Origin of the sequence: Pseudescherichia sp. AS216 (genome assembly GCF_037152055.1) — a bacterium.
In the GTDB taxonomy this organism is placed as follows: Bacteria; Pseudomonadota; Gammaproteobacteria; order Enterobacterales; family Enterobacteriaceae; genus Pseudescherichia.
This window is the reverse complement of sequence record NZ_JBBCMV010000003.1, coordinates 562,994-579,018: the sequence shown is the minus strand read 5'-3', so window position 1 is coordinate 579,018 and position 16,025 is coordinate 562,994. Positions and strand designations below refer to the sequence as shown.

17 protein-coding genes are annotated in these 16,025 nt (G+C 58.3%); 12 read left to right on the top strand and 5 right to left on the bottom strand.

Annotation, left to right across the window (positions count from 1 at the left end; genetic code table 11):
- Positions 1 to 173 precede the first annotated feature (173 nt).
- Positions 174 to 1,109: a flagellin N-terminal helical domain-containing protein gene (locus WFN61_RS12005; protein ID WP_257757993.1), complete on the bottom strand. Its 936-nt coding sequence runs from the start codon at positions 1,107 to 1,109 to the stop codon at positions 174 to 176.
- Between the two features lie 182 nt (positions 1,110 to 1,291).
- On the bottom strand, positions 1,292 to 2,224 hold the full coding sequence (locus tag WFN61_RS12000) for a flagellin N-terminal helical domain-containing protein (RefSeq protein ID WP_308219173.1): 933 nt from the start codon (positions 2,222 to 2,224) through the stop codon (positions 1,292 to 1,294).
- 241 nt (positions 2,225 to 2,465) lie between these two features.
- On the opposite strand from WFN61_RS12000, the gene fliD reads away from it, so the two are divergent.
- The 4 genes from fliD to amyA all read left to right on the top strand — a co-directional run bounded on the left by fliD (position 2,466) and on the right by amyA (position 6,260).
- A complete protein-coding gene (gene fliD / locus WFN61_RS11995; RefSeq protein WP_144817328.1) occupies positions 2,466 to 3,878 on the top strand; it encodes a flagellar filament capping protein FliD in 1,413 nt (470 codons plus the stop codon).
- A gap of 23 nt (positions 3,879 to 3,901) precedes the next feature.
- Entirely contained in the window at positions 3,902 to 4,312 is a 411-nt protein-coding gene (fliS, locus tag WFN61_RS11990; protein WP_144817414.1) for a flagellar export chaperone FliS, read from the top strand.
- Positions 4,312 to 4,671, top strand: coding sequence for a flagella biosynthesis regulatory protein FliT (gene fliT / locus WFN61_RS11985; RefSeq protein WP_144817327.1), 360 nt, complete (start codon positions 4,312 to 4,314; stop codon positions 4,669 to 4,671). Before fliS ends, fliT begins: the two co-directional genes overlap by 1 nt.
- A gap of 101 nt (positions 4,672 to 4,772) precedes the next feature.
- Positions 4,773 to 6,260 carry an alpha-amylase gene (gene amyA, locus WFN61_RS11980; RefSeq protein WP_144817326.1) on the top strand — a complete coding sequence of 496 codons (1,488 nt, stop codon included), beginning with the start codon at positions 4,773 to 4,775 and terminating at the stop codon, positions 6,258 to 6,260.
- A gap of 41 nt (positions 6,261 to 6,301) precedes the next feature.
- Here amyA and yedD read toward each other — a convergent pair whose 3' ends face one another.
- A complete protein-coding gene (yedD, locus tag WFN61_RS11975; RefSeq protein ID WP_144817325.1) occupies positions 6,302 to 6,715 on the bottom strand; it encodes a lipoprotein YedD in 414 nt (137 codons plus the stop codon).
- Between the two features lie 189 nt (positions 6,716 to 6,904).
- Between yedD and yedE the strand changes: the two genes are divergently transcribed.
- Together yedE and yedF are read left to right on the top strand one after the other, a co-directional pair.
- Positions 6,905 to 8,110 carry a selenium metabolism membrane protein YedE/FdhT gene (gene yedE, locus WFN61_RS11970; RefSeq protein WP_337038714.1) on the top strand — a complete coding sequence of 402 codons (1,206 nt, stop codon included), beginning with the start codon at positions 6,905 to 6,907 and terminating at the stop codon, positions 8,108 to 8,110.
- On the top strand, positions 8,107 to 8,349 hold the full coding sequence (yedF, locus tag WFN61_RS11965) for a sulfurtransferase-like selenium metabolism protein YedF (RefSeq protein ID WP_144817323.1): 243 nt from the start codon (positions 8,107 to 8,109) through the stop codon (positions 8,347 to 8,349). Before yedE ends, yedF begins: the two co-directional genes overlap by 4 nt.
- Before the next feature lie 40 nt (positions 8,350 to 8,389).
- Here the strand turns inward: yedF and lysM are convergent, their stop codons facing one another.
- Together lysM and fliE are read right to left on the bottom strand one after the other, a co-directional pair.
- The gene (lysM, locus tag WFN61_RS11960; RefSeq protein ID WP_222888220.1) at positions 8,390 to 8,848 is read right to left on the bottom strand and encodes a peptidoglycan-binding protein LysM; all 459 of its coding nucleotides are present in this window, start codon (positions 8,846 to 8,848) and stop codon (positions 8,390 to 8,392) included.
- A 91-nt stretch (positions 8,849 to 8,939) separates the two neighbouring features.
- Positions 8,940 to 9,254: a flagellar hook-basal body complex protein FliE gene (gene fliE / locus WFN61_RS11955; RefSeq protein ID WP_106403916.1), complete on the bottom strand. Its 315-nt coding sequence runs from the start codon at positions 9,252 to 9,254 to the stop codon at positions 8,940 to 8,942.
- 225 nt (positions 9,255 to 9,479) lie between these two features.
- On the opposite strand from fliE, the gene fliF reads away from it, so the two are divergent.
- From fliF to fliK, 6 genes are read left to right on the top strand one after another with little or no spacing between them, the layout of a single operon-like run.
- The gene (fliF, locus tag WFN61_RS11950) at positions 9,480 to 11,168 is read left to right on the top strand and encodes a flagellar basal-body MS-ring/collar protein FliF (RefSeq protein WP_337038713.1); all 1,689 of its coding nucleotides are present in this window, start codon (positions 9,480 to 9,482) and stop codon (positions 11,166 to 11,168) included.
- Positions 11,161 to 12,156 (top strand): flagellar motor switch protein FliG, encoded by a 996-nt coding sequence (gene fliG, locus WFN61_RS11945; RefSeq protein ID WP_042391432.1) that lies wholly within the window; start codon positions 11,161 to 11,163, stop codon positions 12,154 to 12,156. The genes fliF and fliG overlap by 8 nt, the downstream gene beginning before the upstream one ends.
- Entirely contained in the window at positions 12,149 to 12,865 is a 717-nt protein-coding gene (gene fliH / locus WFN61_RS11940) for a flagellar assembly protein FliH (RefSeq protein ID WP_312174969.1), read from the top strand. Before fliG ends, fliH begins: the two co-directional genes overlap by 8 nt.
- Positions 12,865 to 14,235 (top strand): flagellar protein export ATPase FliI, encoded by a 1,371-nt coding sequence (gene fliI, locus WFN61_RS11935; RefSeq protein ID WP_144817318.1) that lies wholly within the window; start codon positions 12,865 to 12,867, stop codon positions 14,233 to 14,235. The genes fliH and fliI overlap by 1 nt, the downstream gene beginning before the upstream one ends.
- Positions 14,236 to 14,259: 24 nt before the next feature.
- Positions 14,260 to 14,703: a flagellar export protein FliJ gene (gene fliJ / locus WFN61_RS11930; protein WP_144817317.1), complete on the top strand. Its 444-nt coding sequence runs from the start codon at positions 14,260 to 14,262 to the stop codon at positions 14,701 to 14,703.
- Positions 14,700 to 16,007 carry a flagellar hook length control protein FliK gene (gene fliK, locus WFN61_RS11925; RefSeq protein WP_312174965.1) on the top strand — a complete coding sequence of 436 codons (1,308 nt, stop codon included), beginning with the start codon at positions 14,700 to 14,702 and terminating at the stop codon, positions 16,005 to 16,007. The genes fliJ and fliK overlap by 4 nt, the downstream gene beginning before the upstream one ends.
- Positions 16,008 to 16,025 lie beyond the last annotated feature (18 nt).

Below are 16,025 nucleotides of genomic sequence, written 5' to 3'. Positions count from 1 at the left end.
AATGCGGTCCCCGATGCCCGTACGCGCTGGCATCGCAATAATAGCAGAAACATTACTGCACTCTACGGGCTGCAATCGCACTAATACAAGGGTAAAACTAGTGGTTTCCTGAGGTTTAAGGCGGGGCAAAAAAAAACCCGGCAGCGCCGGGTTTTTTATCTCTGCGTTGAAAATTAACGCAGCAGGGACAGCATGGTCTGCGGAACCTGGTTGGCCTGAGCCAGTACAGAAGAGCCAGCCTGCTGCAGGATCTGCGCGCGGGACATGTTGGACACTTCGGTCGCGTAGTCGGAGTCCTGAATACGGCTGCGAGCGGACGTCAGGTTGCTCACGGTGTTGTTCAGGTTGGTGATGGTGGACTCGAAACGGTTCTGGGAAGCACCCAGCAGGCTGCGCTGAGAGTCAACGGACTTGATCGCCGCGTCGATGTCTGCCAGCGGGGTGGAGCCAGCCGCTGCGCCAGTTGCGCCGCCGGTCACTTTGCCTTTCAGTACGTCGAAACCAACGGCTTCGGTGGTACGGGCGTTGCCGTTCACGGTATCGGTACCGGACGCCATGGCTTTGGTGTTCAGGGTGGTGCCGGAAGAGCCTGCAGCCGCCAGGTTGAAGCTGTCGCTGGAGCTGATTTTGATACCGATGGTTTCAGCGTCTTTAGAGCCAACCTGGAAGTTGTAGGTGCTGGAGCTTGCGCCGGTGTTCAGCACTTTGATGCCGTTGAAATCGGTCTGCTTGGTTACACGATCCACTTCTTTCATACGTTCGTTAACTTCAGCCTGGATGGAGTCAACGTCGGATGCGGAGTTGGAGCTGTTTTGCGCCTGAACGGTCAGGTCACGGATACGCTGCAGGTTGTTGTTGATTTCGCCCAGCGCGCCTTCAGCGGTCTGTGCCAGGGAGATACCGTCGTTGGCGTTACGTGCCGCTACGGTCAGACCGTTGATGTTGGAGGTGAAGCGGTTAGCAATCGCCTGGCCAGCAGCATCGTCTTTTGCGCTGTTGATACGCAGACCGGAGGACAGACGCTCGATAGAGGTGCCCAGGGAAGACTGAGACTTGGTCAGGTTGTTCTGAGTCGTCAGCGACAGGGTGTTAGTGTTGATCACTGCCATGGTAAATATCCTTCTTTAAATAGTGGTAATGCTATTTCGGCATGTGCCCAACGGCCTCATCGCCTTCAATAATGTTATCGACACGAGGTTGCGAAGCTTTAGTGTTTCTGAAGAATTTTTTTGTCGGCGAGAAAATAAAAAAAGCGCCGACAGGCGGCGCTTTGAATTGATCTGAGTGCGAATTAACGCAGCAGGGACAGCATGGTCTGCGGAACCTGGTTGGCCTGAGCCAGTACGGAAGAGCCAGCCTGCTGCAGGATCTGCGCGCGGGACATGTTGGACACTTCGGTCGCGTAGTCGGAGTCCTGAATACGGCTGCGAGCGGACGTCAGGTTGCTCACGGTGTTGTTCAGGTTAGTGATGGTGGACTCGAAACGGTTCTGGGAAGCACCCAGCAGGCTGCGCTGAGAGTCAACCGCTTTGATTGCCGCGTCAACGTCTGCCAGCGGGGTGGAGCCAGAAGCTGCACCGGACGCGCCGCCAGTCACTTTGCCTTTCAGTACGTCGAAACCAACGGCTTCGGTAGTACGAACGTTGCTGTTGACGGTGTCGCCGGACGCCATGGTTTTGGTGTTCAGGGTGGTGCCGGAAGAGCCTGCAGCCGCCAGGTTGAAGCTGTCGCTGGAGCTGATTTTGATACCGATGGTTTCAGCGTCTTTAGAGCCAACCTGGAAGTTGTAGGTGCTGGTGCCGGAACCGGTGTTCAGCACTTTGATGCCGTTGAAATCGGTCTGCTTGGTTACGCGGTCGATCTCTTTCATACGCTCGTTAACTTCCGCCTGGATGGAGTCAACGTCGGATGCGGAGTTGGAGCTGTTCTGCGCCTGAACGGTCAGGTCACGGATACGCTGCAGGTTGTTGTTGATTTCGCCCAGCGCGCCTTCAGCGGTCTGTGCCAGGGAGATACCGTCGTTGGCGTTACGTGCCGCTACGGTCAGACCGTTGATGTTGGAGGTGAAGCGGTTAGCAATCGCCTGGCCAGCAGCATCGTCTTTTGCGCTGTTGATACGCAGACCGGAGGACAGACGCTCGATAGAGGTGCCCAGGGAAGACTGAGACTTGGTCAGGTTGTTCTGAGTCGTCAGCGACAGGGTGTTAGTATTAATAACAGCCATGATAGTATTCCTTTGAAAAAGTTATCAGATTCAGGCATCTGCCTACGGCTTTCTCACCGTCAATGTGATTATCGACCGCCGTCGAATAACCTTTAGAAAAAATGATCGCTTTTTTAAAGGCGCAAACTGCCTGGTTTTTCTCCGCTTTATTCCGCCATTGTTTTTTGTAAAAGACACTAATCTTTTCGCTGTCGCTGCCGATAGAGCATCCAGTGATTGTCTCAAATGAAAGGATGTTATTATGGCAACAGTAAGTTCGCTCGGTGCCGGCACCAGCATGAGTTCGTCGTTAAGCACATTATATGATGGGCTGGAGGCTTCAGAACAAACCAGGCTGACGCCGATTACTCAGCAACAGACCTCTTATAAGGCAAAACTGACTGCCTGGGGCGTGGTGCAGACTGCGCTGACTAAGCTGCAGACGGCTGCTGACGCGCTGAAAAACACCTCTGCTATTGCCTCAGCTAAGGTTTCCAGCACCAATACCGCGTTCAGCGCCAAGCTTGCCAACAGCGCTACCGCCGGAACCTACTCCGTTGAGGTCAGCCAGCTGGCCGCTTCGCAGTCGCTGTTAAGCCCGAAGGCGAGCAGCAAGGATACCGATCTGGGCGACAGCAGCCTGAGTTCGCGGACAATCACTATCACTCAGCCGGGTCAAAAAGATCCGATGACGGTGACGCTGGCCAGCGATAAAACCAGCCTTGCGGACGTGCGTGATGCGATCAACGCCAAACAGGGCAGCGTCACCGCCAGCATCATTAAAGCGGATGACAATAGCTACTACCTGTCGCTGACCTCTCGCGACAGTGGTACCACGAATGCAATGACCATCAGCACTGACGACAGCGAGCTGGCGAAGTACATCAGCTATGACGCCACCGACAGTTCTAAGAGTGCGATGACTCAGCAGGTGGAGGCAAAAGATGCGATTGTTAAAATCAATAACATCACCATCACCCGCAGCAGCAACACCATTACCGATGCGCCAGAGGGTGTAACCCTGTCGCTGACCAAAACCAACGTCGGCACTCCAGAGACGCTGTCCGTTGTCAAAGACAACGAGCCGATGACGGCGGCAATTCAGGCCTACGTTGACGCCTATAACTCGCTGCAGACCACCATCAATAACCAGACGAAATATACGGCGGTGGATCAGGGCAGCAACAGCCAGAGCACCTCGAACGGCGATCTGCTCGGTGACGGCACGCTGCGTAATATTCAGACGCGCCTGCGCTCGCAGCTCTCTACCAACCAGGGGACCGGGGCAATTTCTACTCTGTCGCAGATGGGGATTACCCAGGATCTGACCGGCAAGCTGACGGTCGACAGCACCAAGCTGACCAAAGCGCTGAACGAATCCCCTACCGACGTGCTGAATTTCCTCTCTGGCGATGGCAAAACCACTGGCTTTGCGACGCAGTCCAGCAGCCTGCTAAAGGATATCCTCGGTAACGACGGATCGCTGAAGAACGCCACCGATGGGATCAATAAAAGTCTTAAGCAGCTGTCAGAGAAGTACGATCAGGTGAATACCCAGATCACCGCGACGATGGCGCGTTACAAGGCGCAGTTTACCAGCCTGAGTACGCTTATTTCGTCGCTGGACTCCACCGGGAGTTACCTGACCCAGCAGTTTAATGCCATGAATAGTTAATGAACCAAGAGTTGAGGTTTGACATGTATACAAAATCGGGAATTCAGGCTTATGCCCAGGTGGGTGTGGAAAGCGCCGTTCTAAGCGCTAGCCCACATCAACTGGTGGTGCTGCTATTTGATGGTGCGTTAAGCGCCATGAAAAAAGCGGCCATCCTGATCGATCAGGGAGATATCCCCGGTAAAGGACAGGCGTTGTCAAAAGCCATCAACATTATCACCAACGGCTTACGCGCCGGGTTAAACCACGACGTCGGTGGTGACCTTGCGTCAAACCTCGACAGTCTTTATGACTATATGACACGGCGTCTTCTCCAGGCCAATCTGCACAATGATCTTGCTGCCATTGATGAGGTCACGAACCTGCTGACCAATATTGCAGATGCCTGGAAGGAGATAGGCCCTAATAATCAAAATGCGCGGGACACCTACTAATGGATGCCGATTTCGGGTTGCTCCAACACTATCAGCAGCTGCTGCTGACCAGCAACATGATGCTTAACCTCGCTAAAGAGGGGCGCTGGGATGAGCTTATCCAGCATGAGCTGAGCTATATCACCGCAGTGGAGAAGCTGACCCAGCTTCAGGATACCGCAGATACCGCCCCTACCGTCCAGGGGCGGCTCCGCCCGCTGTTAAAACAGATCCTCGATAACGAAGTTGAGCTTAAAACGCTGCTGCACCATCGCATGGAAGAACTACGCACCTTAGTTGGGCAAACATCCCGCCAACAGAACCTGAACTCAACCTATGGACGTCTCTCTGGTAATATCCTTTTCCCAAGCGAGTTGTGAACGCTGCTGCCTCCAGGCGGGTGATATTTTTTAACGCCCTCACCCGCTTCGTTTGCTGATTTTCATCCATACTTCAAGTTCCTAACTCTGGAGCATGGTCGATGAAAAACCCCACCCTATTGCAATGCTTTCACTGGTACTATCCGGATGGCGGTAAACTCTGGCCGGAAGTGGCTGAGCGTGCAGCTGGTTTTAATGATATTGGCATTAACATGGTCTGGCTGCCCCCCGCTTATAAAGCGGCGACGGGAGGATACTCGGTCGGGTATGACACCTACGATCTCTTCGATCTGGGCGAGTTTGATCAAAAAGGTACCGTTGCCACCAAATACGGCGATAAAGCCCAGCTGCTGGCGGCCATCGGCGCGCTGAAAGAGAACGGCATCGCCGTCCTGCTCGACGTCGTGGTTAACCATAAGATGGGGGCCGATGAAAAAGAGGCAATCTGTGTTAATCGGGTAAACGAACACGACCGCAACCAGATCGATGACGAAGAGATCGCGTGCGAGGCCTGGACGCGCTACACCTTCCCCGCCCGTGAGGGAAAATATTCGAAGTTTGTCTGGGACCACAAGTGCTTTAGCGGCGTCGACCATATCGAAAATCCCGATGAAGATGGCATATTCAAAATTGTTAACGATTACACCGGCGACGGCTGGACCGATCAGGTTGACGAAGAGCTGGGTAACTTTGACTATTTGATGGGCTCCAATATCGATTACCGCAACCGGGCGGTCACGGAAGAGATCAAATACTGGGCGCGCTGGGTGATGGAGCAGACCCAGTGCGATGGCTTCCGCCTCGATGCCGTGAAGCATATCCCGGCCTGGTTCTATAAAGAGTGGATCAACCACGTGCAGGAGGTGGCCCCGAAGCCGCTGTTCATCGTCGCCGAATACTGGTCCCATGAAGTCGGTCGGTTGCAGCAGTATATCGATCAGGTGGATGGCAATACGATGCTGTTCGACGCCCCACTGCAGATGAACTTCCATCAGGCATCGTTGCAGGGACGCGACTACGACATGAGCCAGATTTTCACCGGCACGCTGGTAGAGGCCGACCCCTTCCATGCCGTCACCCTTGTCACCAACCACGATACTCAGCCGCTACAGGCACTGGAAGCCCCCGTTGAAGCCTGGTTCAAACCGCTGGCCTACGCCCTGATCCTGCTGCGGGAAAACGGTGTGCCGTCGGTGTTCTATCCGGATCTGTATGGTGCAAGCTATGACGATACCGGCGGCGACGGCGAAACCTACCATATCGATATGCCGATCGTTGAACATCTCGACCAGCTGATCCTGGCCCGTCAGCGCTTTGCTCACGGCGTACAGACGCTGTGGTTCGATCACCCAAACTGCATCGCCTTTAGCCGGAGCGGAACCGAAGAGGATCCCGGCTGCGTCGTGGTGCTCTCCAACGGCGACGACGGGGAAAAGACGCTGGAGCTAGGGGAGAATTACGGCAATAAGATATGGCGCGACTACCTTGGCAACCGCGAGGAGAGCGTGAGCACTGACGAAAACGGTACGGGTACCTTTACCTGCAACGGCGGCAGCGTCAGCGTGTGGGTTCTGGAGGAAGTGCTGTAACCGAATACGCTGAGTGAGAGGCCTCACTCAGCGTTATTACTTTACGGCAGCGGCGTAGGCAGCGGGCTTTTCGCCAATACCTCAGCACACTCGGCGGTTGGGCGATCAACCCGTTTTAACGTCATGCCCGCATACTCCAGCAGGGCACCATCTCGTTCTACCGAGTACACTTCGACCTTCTGCGTCACGTTATAGAAATCGTCCCCGCGCAGCGTCAGCTTGCCAGGCAGCGCTATCACACGCTGCCACTGGCGACAGTCCAGCGTATCTCCTGCGGGGGTCACCACCAGGCTGGCTATCACCTCCGGACTGACCAGCTTGCTCTGCGGCCCGGCGGATTGCCAGTACCCGACCAGATCCGCAGGTGCCGGATGTTTGACTACCTCGTTATAGTTATCAATCTGTGCACAGCCGGTCAACGCCAGCAATGCGCTAAAAATCACTACTTTTTTCATCTAATGTCCTGCGCGCGAAGAAAAAAATTATTCTGGCACTAAAGCGCCACGCCTGCCAGCAATTACCTTAAACACTTTACTTGATCTGCACCGTATAAATGCCATTTAGCGCTGGGAAAATGCGTCGGTCCGTGTAGGATCGCGGTTCCGCTTTACCACATAAACCTTCTGAGTTCAGAGGCTATTATCATGTCCTGGCAACACTTCAAACAGCGCTGGCTGATTACTTTTTGGGCCCCCCTGCCCGCCGTTATCGCCGCCGGCATTCTCTCAACCTACTATTTTGGTATCACCGGCACCTTCTGGGCCGTTACCGGGGAATTTACCCGCTGGGGCGGTCAGCTTTTGCAGCTGATGGGCGTCCATGCGGAAACCTGGGGTTACTACAAGCTAATCCATCTGGAAGGCACGCCGCTGACCCGCATCGACGGTATGATGATCATCGGCATGTTTGGCGGCTGTTTCGCTGCCGCGCTGTGGGCCAATAACGTTAAGCTGCGCATGCCCCGCAGCCGTATCCGTATTTTTCAAGCCATTGTCGGCGGCATCATTGCCGGATTCGGCGCACGTCTGGCGATGGGCTGTAACCTGGCCGCGTTTTTCACCGGCATTCCGCAGTTTTCGCTCCACGCCTGGTTCTTTGCGCTGGCCACGGCGGTCGGCAGCTGGTTTGGCGCGCGCGTTACCCTGCTGCCGCTTTTCCGCATCCCGGTAAAAATGCAGAAGGTCTCTGCCGCCTCGCCGCTGACGCAGCAGCCTGACCGGGCGCGCCGTCGCTTTCGCCTTGGCATGCTGGTGTTTATAGGCATGCTGGGGTGGGCGCTGCTCACGGCGATGAACCAACCCAAACTCGGCCTCGCCATGCTGTTCGGCGTCGGCTTTGGTCTGCTGATTGAGCGGGCGCAGATCTGCTTCACCTCTGCCTTCCGTGATATGTGGATCACGGGCCGCACCCATATGGCAAAGGCTATCATCCTCGGGATGGCGGTCAGTGCCATCGGGATTTTCAGCTACGTTCAGCTGGGTGTCGAAGCCAAAATTATGTGGGCTGGTCCCAACGCCGTCATTGGCGGCCTGCTGTTCGGCTTTGGCATTGTGCTGGCGGGTGGGTGCGAAACGGGCTGGATGTATCGTGCCGTAGAGGGCCAGGTGCACTACTGGTGGGTGGGACTCGGGAATGTGATCGGCTCGACGCTGCTGGCTTACTTCTGGGACGATCTGGCCCCGTCGCTGGCCACCCGCTGGGATAAGGTTAATTTGCTGACCACCTTCGGGCCTCTCGGAGGGTTACTGGTCACCTACGGCCTGCTGTTAGCCGCCCTGCTACTCGTCGTGGCCTGGGAGAAACATTTCTTTAAGCGCGCCGCCACGCTGGCGGTTAAGGAAGCGGTATGAATACGCGTAAAACGCCAGTCCCGGATTACCGTCTGGATATGGTGGGCGAGCCCTGCCCCTACCCTGCCGTCGCCACGCTGGAGGCGATGCCGCAGTTAAATAAGGGTGAGATTCTGGAGGTGGTGAGCGACTGTCCGCAATCCATTAATAACATTCCGCTGGACGCGCGCAATCACGGCTATACCGTGCTGGATATTCAGCAGGATGGGCCAACGATTCGTTACTTGATCCAGAAGTAGAGGTACACGCCGGGCAGCGATGGCCCGGCGTATCGCTTGATTACTGCGGAATACGCAGCACCTGGCCCGGATAGATTTTTTCCGGGCTTTTCAGCATCGGTTTGTTGGCTTCGAAGATTTTGTTGTACTGGTTAGCGTCGCCGTACACCTGTTTAGAGATGGCGCTCAGCGTGTCACCGGATTTCACCGTGTAGAACTGGCTCTCTTTTACAGTAGTGTCTGCAGCGGGCGCAGCCTTCACGTTGTCAGCAACGCTGGCGATGCCAGAGATGTTACCGACCGCCACCAGAATCTTCTCTTTCGCTTCCTGGCTCAGGCCTTCGCCCGTGACGGTAGCCTGACCGTCGGCGACCTGCACGTTCACCTTATCCGCATCAGGAATACCGGTTTTGCTCAGATGCTCCTGCACCTTCTTCGCCTGCTCTTCCTTATCGTCATGCCCGGAAACGGCATCCCACAGTTTCTCACCTGCTTCTTTTACAAAATTGAAAAGACCCATCTTCAGCTCCTTACCGTTAAGTTAAGACTCTGAAAGTGTAGCAGAGGCCAGCGGAAGCGGCTGACGTAAGGGTGATTTAAGGAAGTTCTGACTACACCTGCATCGCCATGACATCCTGATAGGCGGACACCAGCTTGTTACGCACCTGGATCCCCATCTGTAACGACACGGATGATTTCTGCAGATCGGTCATCACGTCGTTCAGGGCAACGCCCGGCTCACCCAGCGTAAATTTCTCAGCCTGCGTACGCGCGGCGTTCTGCGTATCGCTGATGCGATCCAGCGCGGCGTGCAGCTGGCCCGCAAAGCTAACGGTGGACTCAGCGCCAACGCTCTGGTTTTTTGCCACGCCGGCCGTGGCCTGCAGCTGGCTGATGACGCCTTCAATCCCCTGGATAGACATGATTTAACCCCTACATGATTTGACTGGCGACGAGGTTACCAGTTTGTCAATAAGATGAAGGCGGTAAATAGCGACAAAAAACCAGGTTATTTGACCCATAGAAAATCGCGAATCATCAAATAATGGCAGGGCCATCAACATGGAACTTTTGTCGTGTTTGCCGACCCGGGAGTCCGTTTTGCTTCATTACACGAATAATGCCGTCCACCCTGAGTTACGAGGTGTGCAATGAGTGCGACAGCAACCGCATCACAGAATAAATCTCTCGAATGGATGAACCGCCTGCGCGCGAACCCCAGAATTCCACTGCTTGTCGCCGGTGCAGCTGCCATCGCCATCATCGTTGCTATGGTGCTGTGGGCGAAACAGCCGGACTACCGCGTCCTTTATAGCAACGTCTCCGATCAGGACGGCGGCGCGATAGTGACCCAGCTGACGCAGATGAACATCCCCTATCGCTTCACCGAAACCGGTGGCGCGATTGAAGTGCCTGCGGACAAAGTGCACGAGCTGCGCCTGCGCCTGGCCCAGCTGGGGCTGCCGAAAGGCGGCGCGGTGGGCTTTGAGCTGCTGGATCAGGAGAAGTTTGGTATCAGCCAGTTCAGCGAGCAGGTCAACTACCAGCGTGCGCTGGAGGGCGAACTGGCCCGTACCATCGAAACCCTCGGGCCGGTGAAATCAGCTCGTGTCCACCTGGCGATGCCTAAACCGTCGCTGTTCGTGCGCGAACAAAAATCTCCCTCGGCCTCCGTCACCGTGAACCTTGCACCGGGTCGCGCCATGGACGAAGGCCAGATCAGCGCCGTGGTCCATCTGGTCTCCAGCGCCGTCGCTGGCCTGCCGCCGGGGAATGTTACCCTGGTCGACCAGAGCGGTCGCCTGCTGACCCAGTCCAACACCAGCGGCCGCGATCTTAACGACGCCCAGCTGAAGTATGCCGCTGACGTTGAAGGCCGCGTGCAGCGCCGCATCGAGGCGATCCTCTCCCCTATCGTCGGCAATGGCAACGTCCATGCCCAGGTTAACGCCCAGATCGACTTTGATAATAAAGAGCAGACCGAAGAGCAGTATCACCCGAACGGCAACCCGTCCGAAGCAGTGATGCGCTCCCGTCAGCTGAACGAAAGTGAGCAGGTGGGCGGCCCCTATCCGGGCGGCGTACCGGGTGCACTCTCTAACCAGCCTGCGCCAGCGAATAACGCGCCGATTACCGCGAATGCGCCGCAGAACGGCCAGCAGAACCAGAATGCGCAGCAGACCTCGACCAGCACAACGGCAAACAGCGCCGGTCCGCGTAATACGCAGCGCAACGAAACCACCAACTACGAAGTCGACCGCACCATTCGCCACACCAAAATGAACGTCGGCGACGTGCAGCGCCTCTCCGTTGCCGTGGTGGTGAACTATCGCACCCTCACCGAGGGTAAACCGCTGCCGTTGACCGCCGACCAGCTGAAGCAGATTGAAGACCTGACCCGCGAAGCAATGGGCTTCTCCCAGCAGCGCGGCGATACCCTCAACGTGGTGAACTCCCAGTTCAATGCCACCGATGAGAGCGTAGGCGAGCTGCCGTTCTGGCAACAGCAGGCCTTTATCGATCAGCTGATGACCGCCGGTCGCTGGCTGCTGGTGCTGATTGTTGCCTGGCTCCTGTGGCGCAAAGCCGTTCGTCCGCAGCTGGTACGCCGCGAAGAGGAGCGCAAAGCGCTGCTTGAGAATGCGCACACTCGCCAGATGCCGGAAGAGGAAGCCGTGGAGGTTCGCCTCAGCAAAGATGAGCAGACCCAGCAGCGTCGGGCTAACCAGCGCCTGAGCGCCGAGGTGATGAGCCAGCGTATTCGCGAAATGTCAGATAACGATCCGCGCGTTGTTGCGCTGGTCATCCGCCAGTGGATGAGTGGTGAAGAGCATGAGTAACCTTACCGGAACCGAAAAGAGCGTCATCCTGCTGATGACCATTGGCGAAGACCGCGCGGCGGAGGTGTTCAAGCACCTCTCCCAGCGTGAGGTTCAGCACCTGAGTACCGCCATGGCCGGCGTGCGCCAGATCTCCAACAAGCAGCTGACCGACGTTCTGCAAGAGTTCGAGCAGGAAGCCGAGCAGTTCGCCGCGCTCAATATCAACGCCAACGACTACCTGCGTTCGGTGCTGGTGAAAGCGCTGGGCGAAGAGCGCGCCGCCAGCCTGCTGGAAGATATTCTTGAGACGCGCGATACCTCCAGCGGTATCGAGACCCTCAACTTTATGGAGCCGCAGACCGCAGCCGATCTTATCCGCGACGAGCATCCGCAGATTATCGCCACCATCCTTGTGCACCTTAAGCGCGGCCAGGCGGCGGATATTCTCGCCCTCTTCGATGAGCGTCTGCGTCATGACGTTATGCTGCGTATCGCCACCTTCGGCGGCGTTCAGCCAGCGGCGCTGGCGGAGCTGACCGAGGTGCTGAACAGCCTGCTCGACGGCCAGAACCTCAAGCGCAGCAAAATGGGCGGCGTAAGAACGGCGGCAGAGATCATCAACCTGATGAAGACCCAGCAGGAAGAGGCGGTTATTACCGCGGTGCGCGAATTCGACGGCGAGCTGGCACAGAAAATTATCGACGAGATGTTCCTGTTCGAAAACCTCTCCGAGGTGGACGATCGCAGCATCCAGCGCCTGCTGCAGGAAGTGGATTCCGAATCCCTGCTTATCGCGCTCAAAGGCTCCGAACAGCCGCTGCGCGAGAAGTTCCTGCGCAACATGTCCCAGCGTGCGGCAGACATTCTGCGCGACGACCTTGCCAACCGCGGTCCGGTGCGTCTCTCCCAGGTGGAGAACGAGCAGAAAGCGATCCTGCTTATCGTTCGTCGTCTGGCAGAGACCGGCGAGATGGTAATTGGCAGCGGCGAGGATACCTATGTCTAACGAGCTGCCGTGGAAAATCTGGACGCCGGAAGATCTGGCGATGCCGGTAAGCGAATTCGTTCCGGCGGTGGCGTACGACAGCGACAGCGACGACGCCCCGCAGGAGAGCGAAGAGGTCGTTTTAACCGACGAGCAGAAGCAACAGCAGCAGCTGGCGCAGCTGCAGATCCAGGCCCACGAGCAGGGATACAGCGCCGGTCTCGCCGAAGGTCGGCAGGACGGGCATAGCAAAGGCTACCAGGAGGGTCTGGCCCAGGGCCTTGAGCAGGGTCTGGCCCAGGCCCAACAGCAGCAGGCGCCGATCCATGCCCGGATGCAGCAGCTGGTTAGCGAGTTCCAGTACACGCTTGATGCGCTGGACAGCGTAATCGCCTCCCGCCTGATGCAGATGGCGCTGGAGGCGGCGCGCCAGGTGATCGGCCAGACGCCGAGCGTGGATAACACCGCGCTGATCAAACAGATCCAGCAGCTGCTTCAGCAGGAGCCGCTGTTTAACGGCAAGCCGCAGCTGCGCGTCCACCCGGACGATCTGCAGCGCGTGGAAGAGATGCTGGGGGCGACGCTGAGCCTGCACGGCTGGCGTCTGCGCGGCGATCCGACCCTCCATCCGGGAGGCTGTAAAGTCTCTGCCGACGAGGGCGATCTGGATGCCAGCGTCGCCACCCGCTGGCAGGAACTGTGCCGCCTGGCGGCGCCGGGAGCGATCTGATGACTGCACGCCTGACGCGCTGGCTGACCACGCTGGACAACTTTGAAAGCAAAATGGCGCAGCTGCCAGCGGTACGCCGCTACGGGCGGCTGACCCGCGCCACCGGTCTGGTGCTGGAGGCGACCGGCCTGCAGCTGCCGCTGGGGGCCACCTGCGTTATTGAACGTCAGGAGAACGGCGACATCCGGGAAGTAGAGAGTGAAGTCGTGGGTTTTAACGGCCAGCGCCTCTTTCTGATGCCGCTGGAAGAGGTGGAGGGCATTCTGCCCGGCGCGCGCGTCTACGCCCGCAGCGCCAGCAGCGACGGCTTGCACAGTGGCAAACAGCTGCCGTTAGGCCCGGCATTGCTGGGCCGGGTGCTGGACGGCGCGGGTAAACCGCTGGACGGTCTCCCCTCGCCCGACACCACCGAAACCGGGGCGCTGATCACCCAGCCCTTCAACCCCCTGCAGCGTACCCCCATCGAGCACGTGCTGGATACCGGCGTGCGGCCGATTAACGCCCTGTTAACAGTGGGTCGCGGCCAGCGTATGGGCCTGTTCGCCGGTTCCGGCGTCGGTAAGAGCGTGCTGCTGGGCATGATGGCGCGCTACACCCAGGCTGACGTGATCGTGGTCGGACTGATTGGCGAACGTGGCCGTGAAGTAAAAGATTTTATCGAAAACATTCTTGGCGCTGAGGGTCGCGCCCGGTCGGTGGTGATCGCCGCCCCGGCGGACGTCTCGCCGCTGCTGCGTATGCAGGGTGCGGCCTACGCCACGCGCATCGCAGAAGACTTCCGCGATCGCGGCCAGCACGTGCTGCTGATTATGGACTCCCTGACCCGCTACGCGATGGCGCAGCGTGAGATCGCTCTGGCCATCGGCGAGCCTCCGGCGACGAAAGGCTACCCGCCTTCGGTGTTTGCCAAACTGCCCGCGCTGGTGGAACGCGCCGGTAACGGCATCCACGGCGGCGGCTCCGTTACCGCCTTCTATACCGTGCTGACCGAAGGGGATGACCAGCAGGATCCCATCGCCGACTCCGCCCGCGCCATTCTTGACGGCCACATCGTGCTGTCGCGGCGACTGGCCGAGGCGGGTCACTATCCGGCGATCGATATTGAAGCCTCTATCAGCCGAGCCATGACCGCGTTAATCAGCGAACAGCACTACGCAAGGGTCAGACATTTTAAACAGCTGCTCTCCAGCTTCCAGCGCAACCGCGATCTGGTGAGCGTGGGAGCCTATGCCCGGGGCAGCGATCCGATGCTGGATAAAGCCATTGCCCTGTGGCCGCAGCTGGAAGCCTATCTCCAGCAAGGTATTTTTGAACGCGCCGGATGGGAAGAGTCCATCCAGGGCTTAGAGCTTATTTTCCCGACGGTGTAACAGAAGAGTGGGAGGGCGACGATCGTGACGCAGACTAGCGCATTAACGACGCTAAAGGATCTGGCTGAAAAAGCGGTGGATGACGCAGCAATACGCCTCGGCGAGATGCGCCGGGGATGTCAGCAGGCGGAAGAGCAGCTCAAGATGCTGATGGATTATCAGAACGAGTACCGCAATAACCTCAACACGGATATGACCCAGGGCATTGGCAGCCAGCGCTGGCAGAACTACCAGCAGTTTATCTCCACGCTGGAGAAAGCTATCGAGCAGCACCGCCAGCAGCTAATGCAGTGGACCACGAAAGTCGAACAGGCGTTGAACGCCTGGCGAGAGAAGAAACAACGCTTGCAGGCGTGGCAAACCCTACAGGATCGGCAGACCAGCGCCGCCCTGCTGGCAGAGAACCGCCTCGATCAGAAAAAAATGGATGAGTTCGCCCAGCGCGCTTCAATGAGGAAACCAGAGTGATCACTTTGCCAAAACTGCTTGTTACCGATGCCGATACCGCCAGCGGCCTGCAAACAGGTAAAACGGCGACGGGCGCAGAAGACTTTCTTGCCCTGCTGTCGGGCGCGCTTTCCGGCACCCAGGCGTCCGGTGAGGACGCCCCCCTGACCCTTAACGATCTGCGCACCGCAGGCGCGACGCTACAGCAGAGCCTGCTGAAAGGCGGCGCGGATGAGACCGACACCCGATCTCCGGCGGTACAGCTGGCCGCCCTGCTCGCCCGGACGCCAGCAGGCGCTGCGGCTGCGGCTGCAACGGCAACTGCCGCGAAAGCTGATGCTCCCGAAGAGGTAGCTCAGGCCACGACGCCGCTGCAGAGCGAAGCGCAGATTATTTTAGCCACCCTGACCGGCGGCCTGAAAGGGGTAACATCGACAGCGGCTGCCTCCCAGGCGCAGCCAGCCGCGACGACCGCTGCCGCTGATGACGACACCCGCAGCGATTTGAGCGACGAGGAGCTGGCCGGGCTGAGCGCCCTGCTGGCAATGCTGCCGCATCAGCAAACGGCGACGGCTGCCGTGGCGAAAGGCGACACCGCGGCCTCTGCCACGTCCACCCCGGTGACCGCCGCCGCTGGCCGTGGTCATGATCTTGCCTCTCTCACCCGTGAGCCAGCGTTAGCCCCGGCCGCGCAGGACGCCACCGACGGCGAGCGTTTTGCCGCGGCCGTTGACACCAACGCGCAAACCAGCCAGCTGACCGCTGCCGCGCCGCTGAAAAACGCCCCGGAAACCGCCGTGCAGGCAGTCAACACCAGCGTTAGCGTCGCCCCTGCGGTGACCACCGCCGCCCCGGCGCAGGCCAGCGCCCCGGTTGCCGCGCCGGTGATCAGCGCCCCGTTGGGCAGCAGCGAATGGCAGCAGACCATTAGCCAGAATATCACCCTGTTTACCCGGCAGGGCCAGCAGAGCGCCGAGCTGCGCCTGCATCCGGAAGATTTAGGTCAGGTGCAGATTAGCCTGAAGATTGACGACAACCAGGCCCAGCTGCAGATGGTGTCCCAGCACAGCCACGTGCGCGCCGCGCTGGAAGCTGCGCTGCCGGTGCTGCGTACCCAGCTGGCGGAAAACGGCATTCAGCTTGGTCAGAGCAGCATCAGCAGCGAAAGCTCCGCTGGACAGCAGCAGTCGTCTTCCCAGCAGCAGCAGGCCTCCCGCTCAGGCCACGGCGGCACGTTTGCCGCTGACGAAGAGGATGCATTGACCGTTCCGGCGAGCCTGCAATCGCGTGCTCTCGGCAACGGCGCGGTAGACATCTTTGCCTAAACGCAAAAGGTAGCATGA

Coding starts and splice junctions, on each gene's coding strand:
- fliH (WP_312174969.1), top strand. CDS start 12,149: ATGTCTAACGAGCTGCCGTGGAAAATCTGGACGCCGGAAGATCTGGCG.
- yedD (WP_144817325.1), bottom strand. CDS start 6,715: ATGAAAAAAGTAGTGATTTTTAGCGCATTGCTGGCGTTGACCGGCTGT.
- yedE (WP_337038714.1), top strand. CDS start 6,905: ATGTCCTGGCAACACTTCAAACAGCGCTGGCTGATTACTTTTTGGGCC.
- yedF (WP_144817323.1), top strand. CDS start 8,107: ATGAATACGCGTAAAACGCCAGTCCCGGATTACCGTCTGGATATGGTG.
- fliD (WP_144817328.1), top strand. CDS start 2,466: ATGGCAACAGTAAGTTCGCTCGGTGCCGGCACCAGCATGAGTTCGTCG.
- fliI (WP_144817318.1), top strand. CDS start 12,865: ATGACTGCACGCCTGACGCGCTGGCTGACCACGCTGGACAACTTTGAA.
- lysM (WP_222888220.1), bottom strand. CDS start 8,848: ATGGGTCTTTTCAATTTTGTAAAAGAAGCAGGTGAGAAACTGTGGGAT.
- fliS (WP_144817414.1), top strand. CDS start 3,902: ATGTATACAAAATCGGGAATTCAGGCTTATGCCCAGGTGGGTGTGGAA.
- fliF (WP_337038713.1), top strand. CDS start 9,480: ATGAGTGCGACAGCAACCGCATCACAGAATAAATCTCTCGAATGGATG.
- fliT (WP_144817327.1), top strand. CDS start 4,312: ATGGATGCCGATTTCGGGTTGCTCCAACACTATCAGCAGCTGCTGCTG.
- amyA (WP_144817326.1), top strand. CDS start 4,773: ATGAAAAACCCCACCCTATTGCAATGCTTTCACTGGTACTATCCGGAT.
- WFN61_RS12000 (WP_308219173.1), bottom strand. CDS start 2,224: ATGGCTGTTATTAATACTAACACCCTGTCGCTGACGACTCAGAACAAC.
- fliG (WP_042391432.1), top strand. CDS start 11,161: ATGAGTAACCTTACCGGAACCGAAAAGAGCGTCATCCTGCTGATGACC.
- WFN61_RS12005 (WP_257757993.1), bottom strand. CDS start 1,109: ATGGCAGTGATCAACACTAACACCCTGTCGCTGACGACTCAGAACAAC.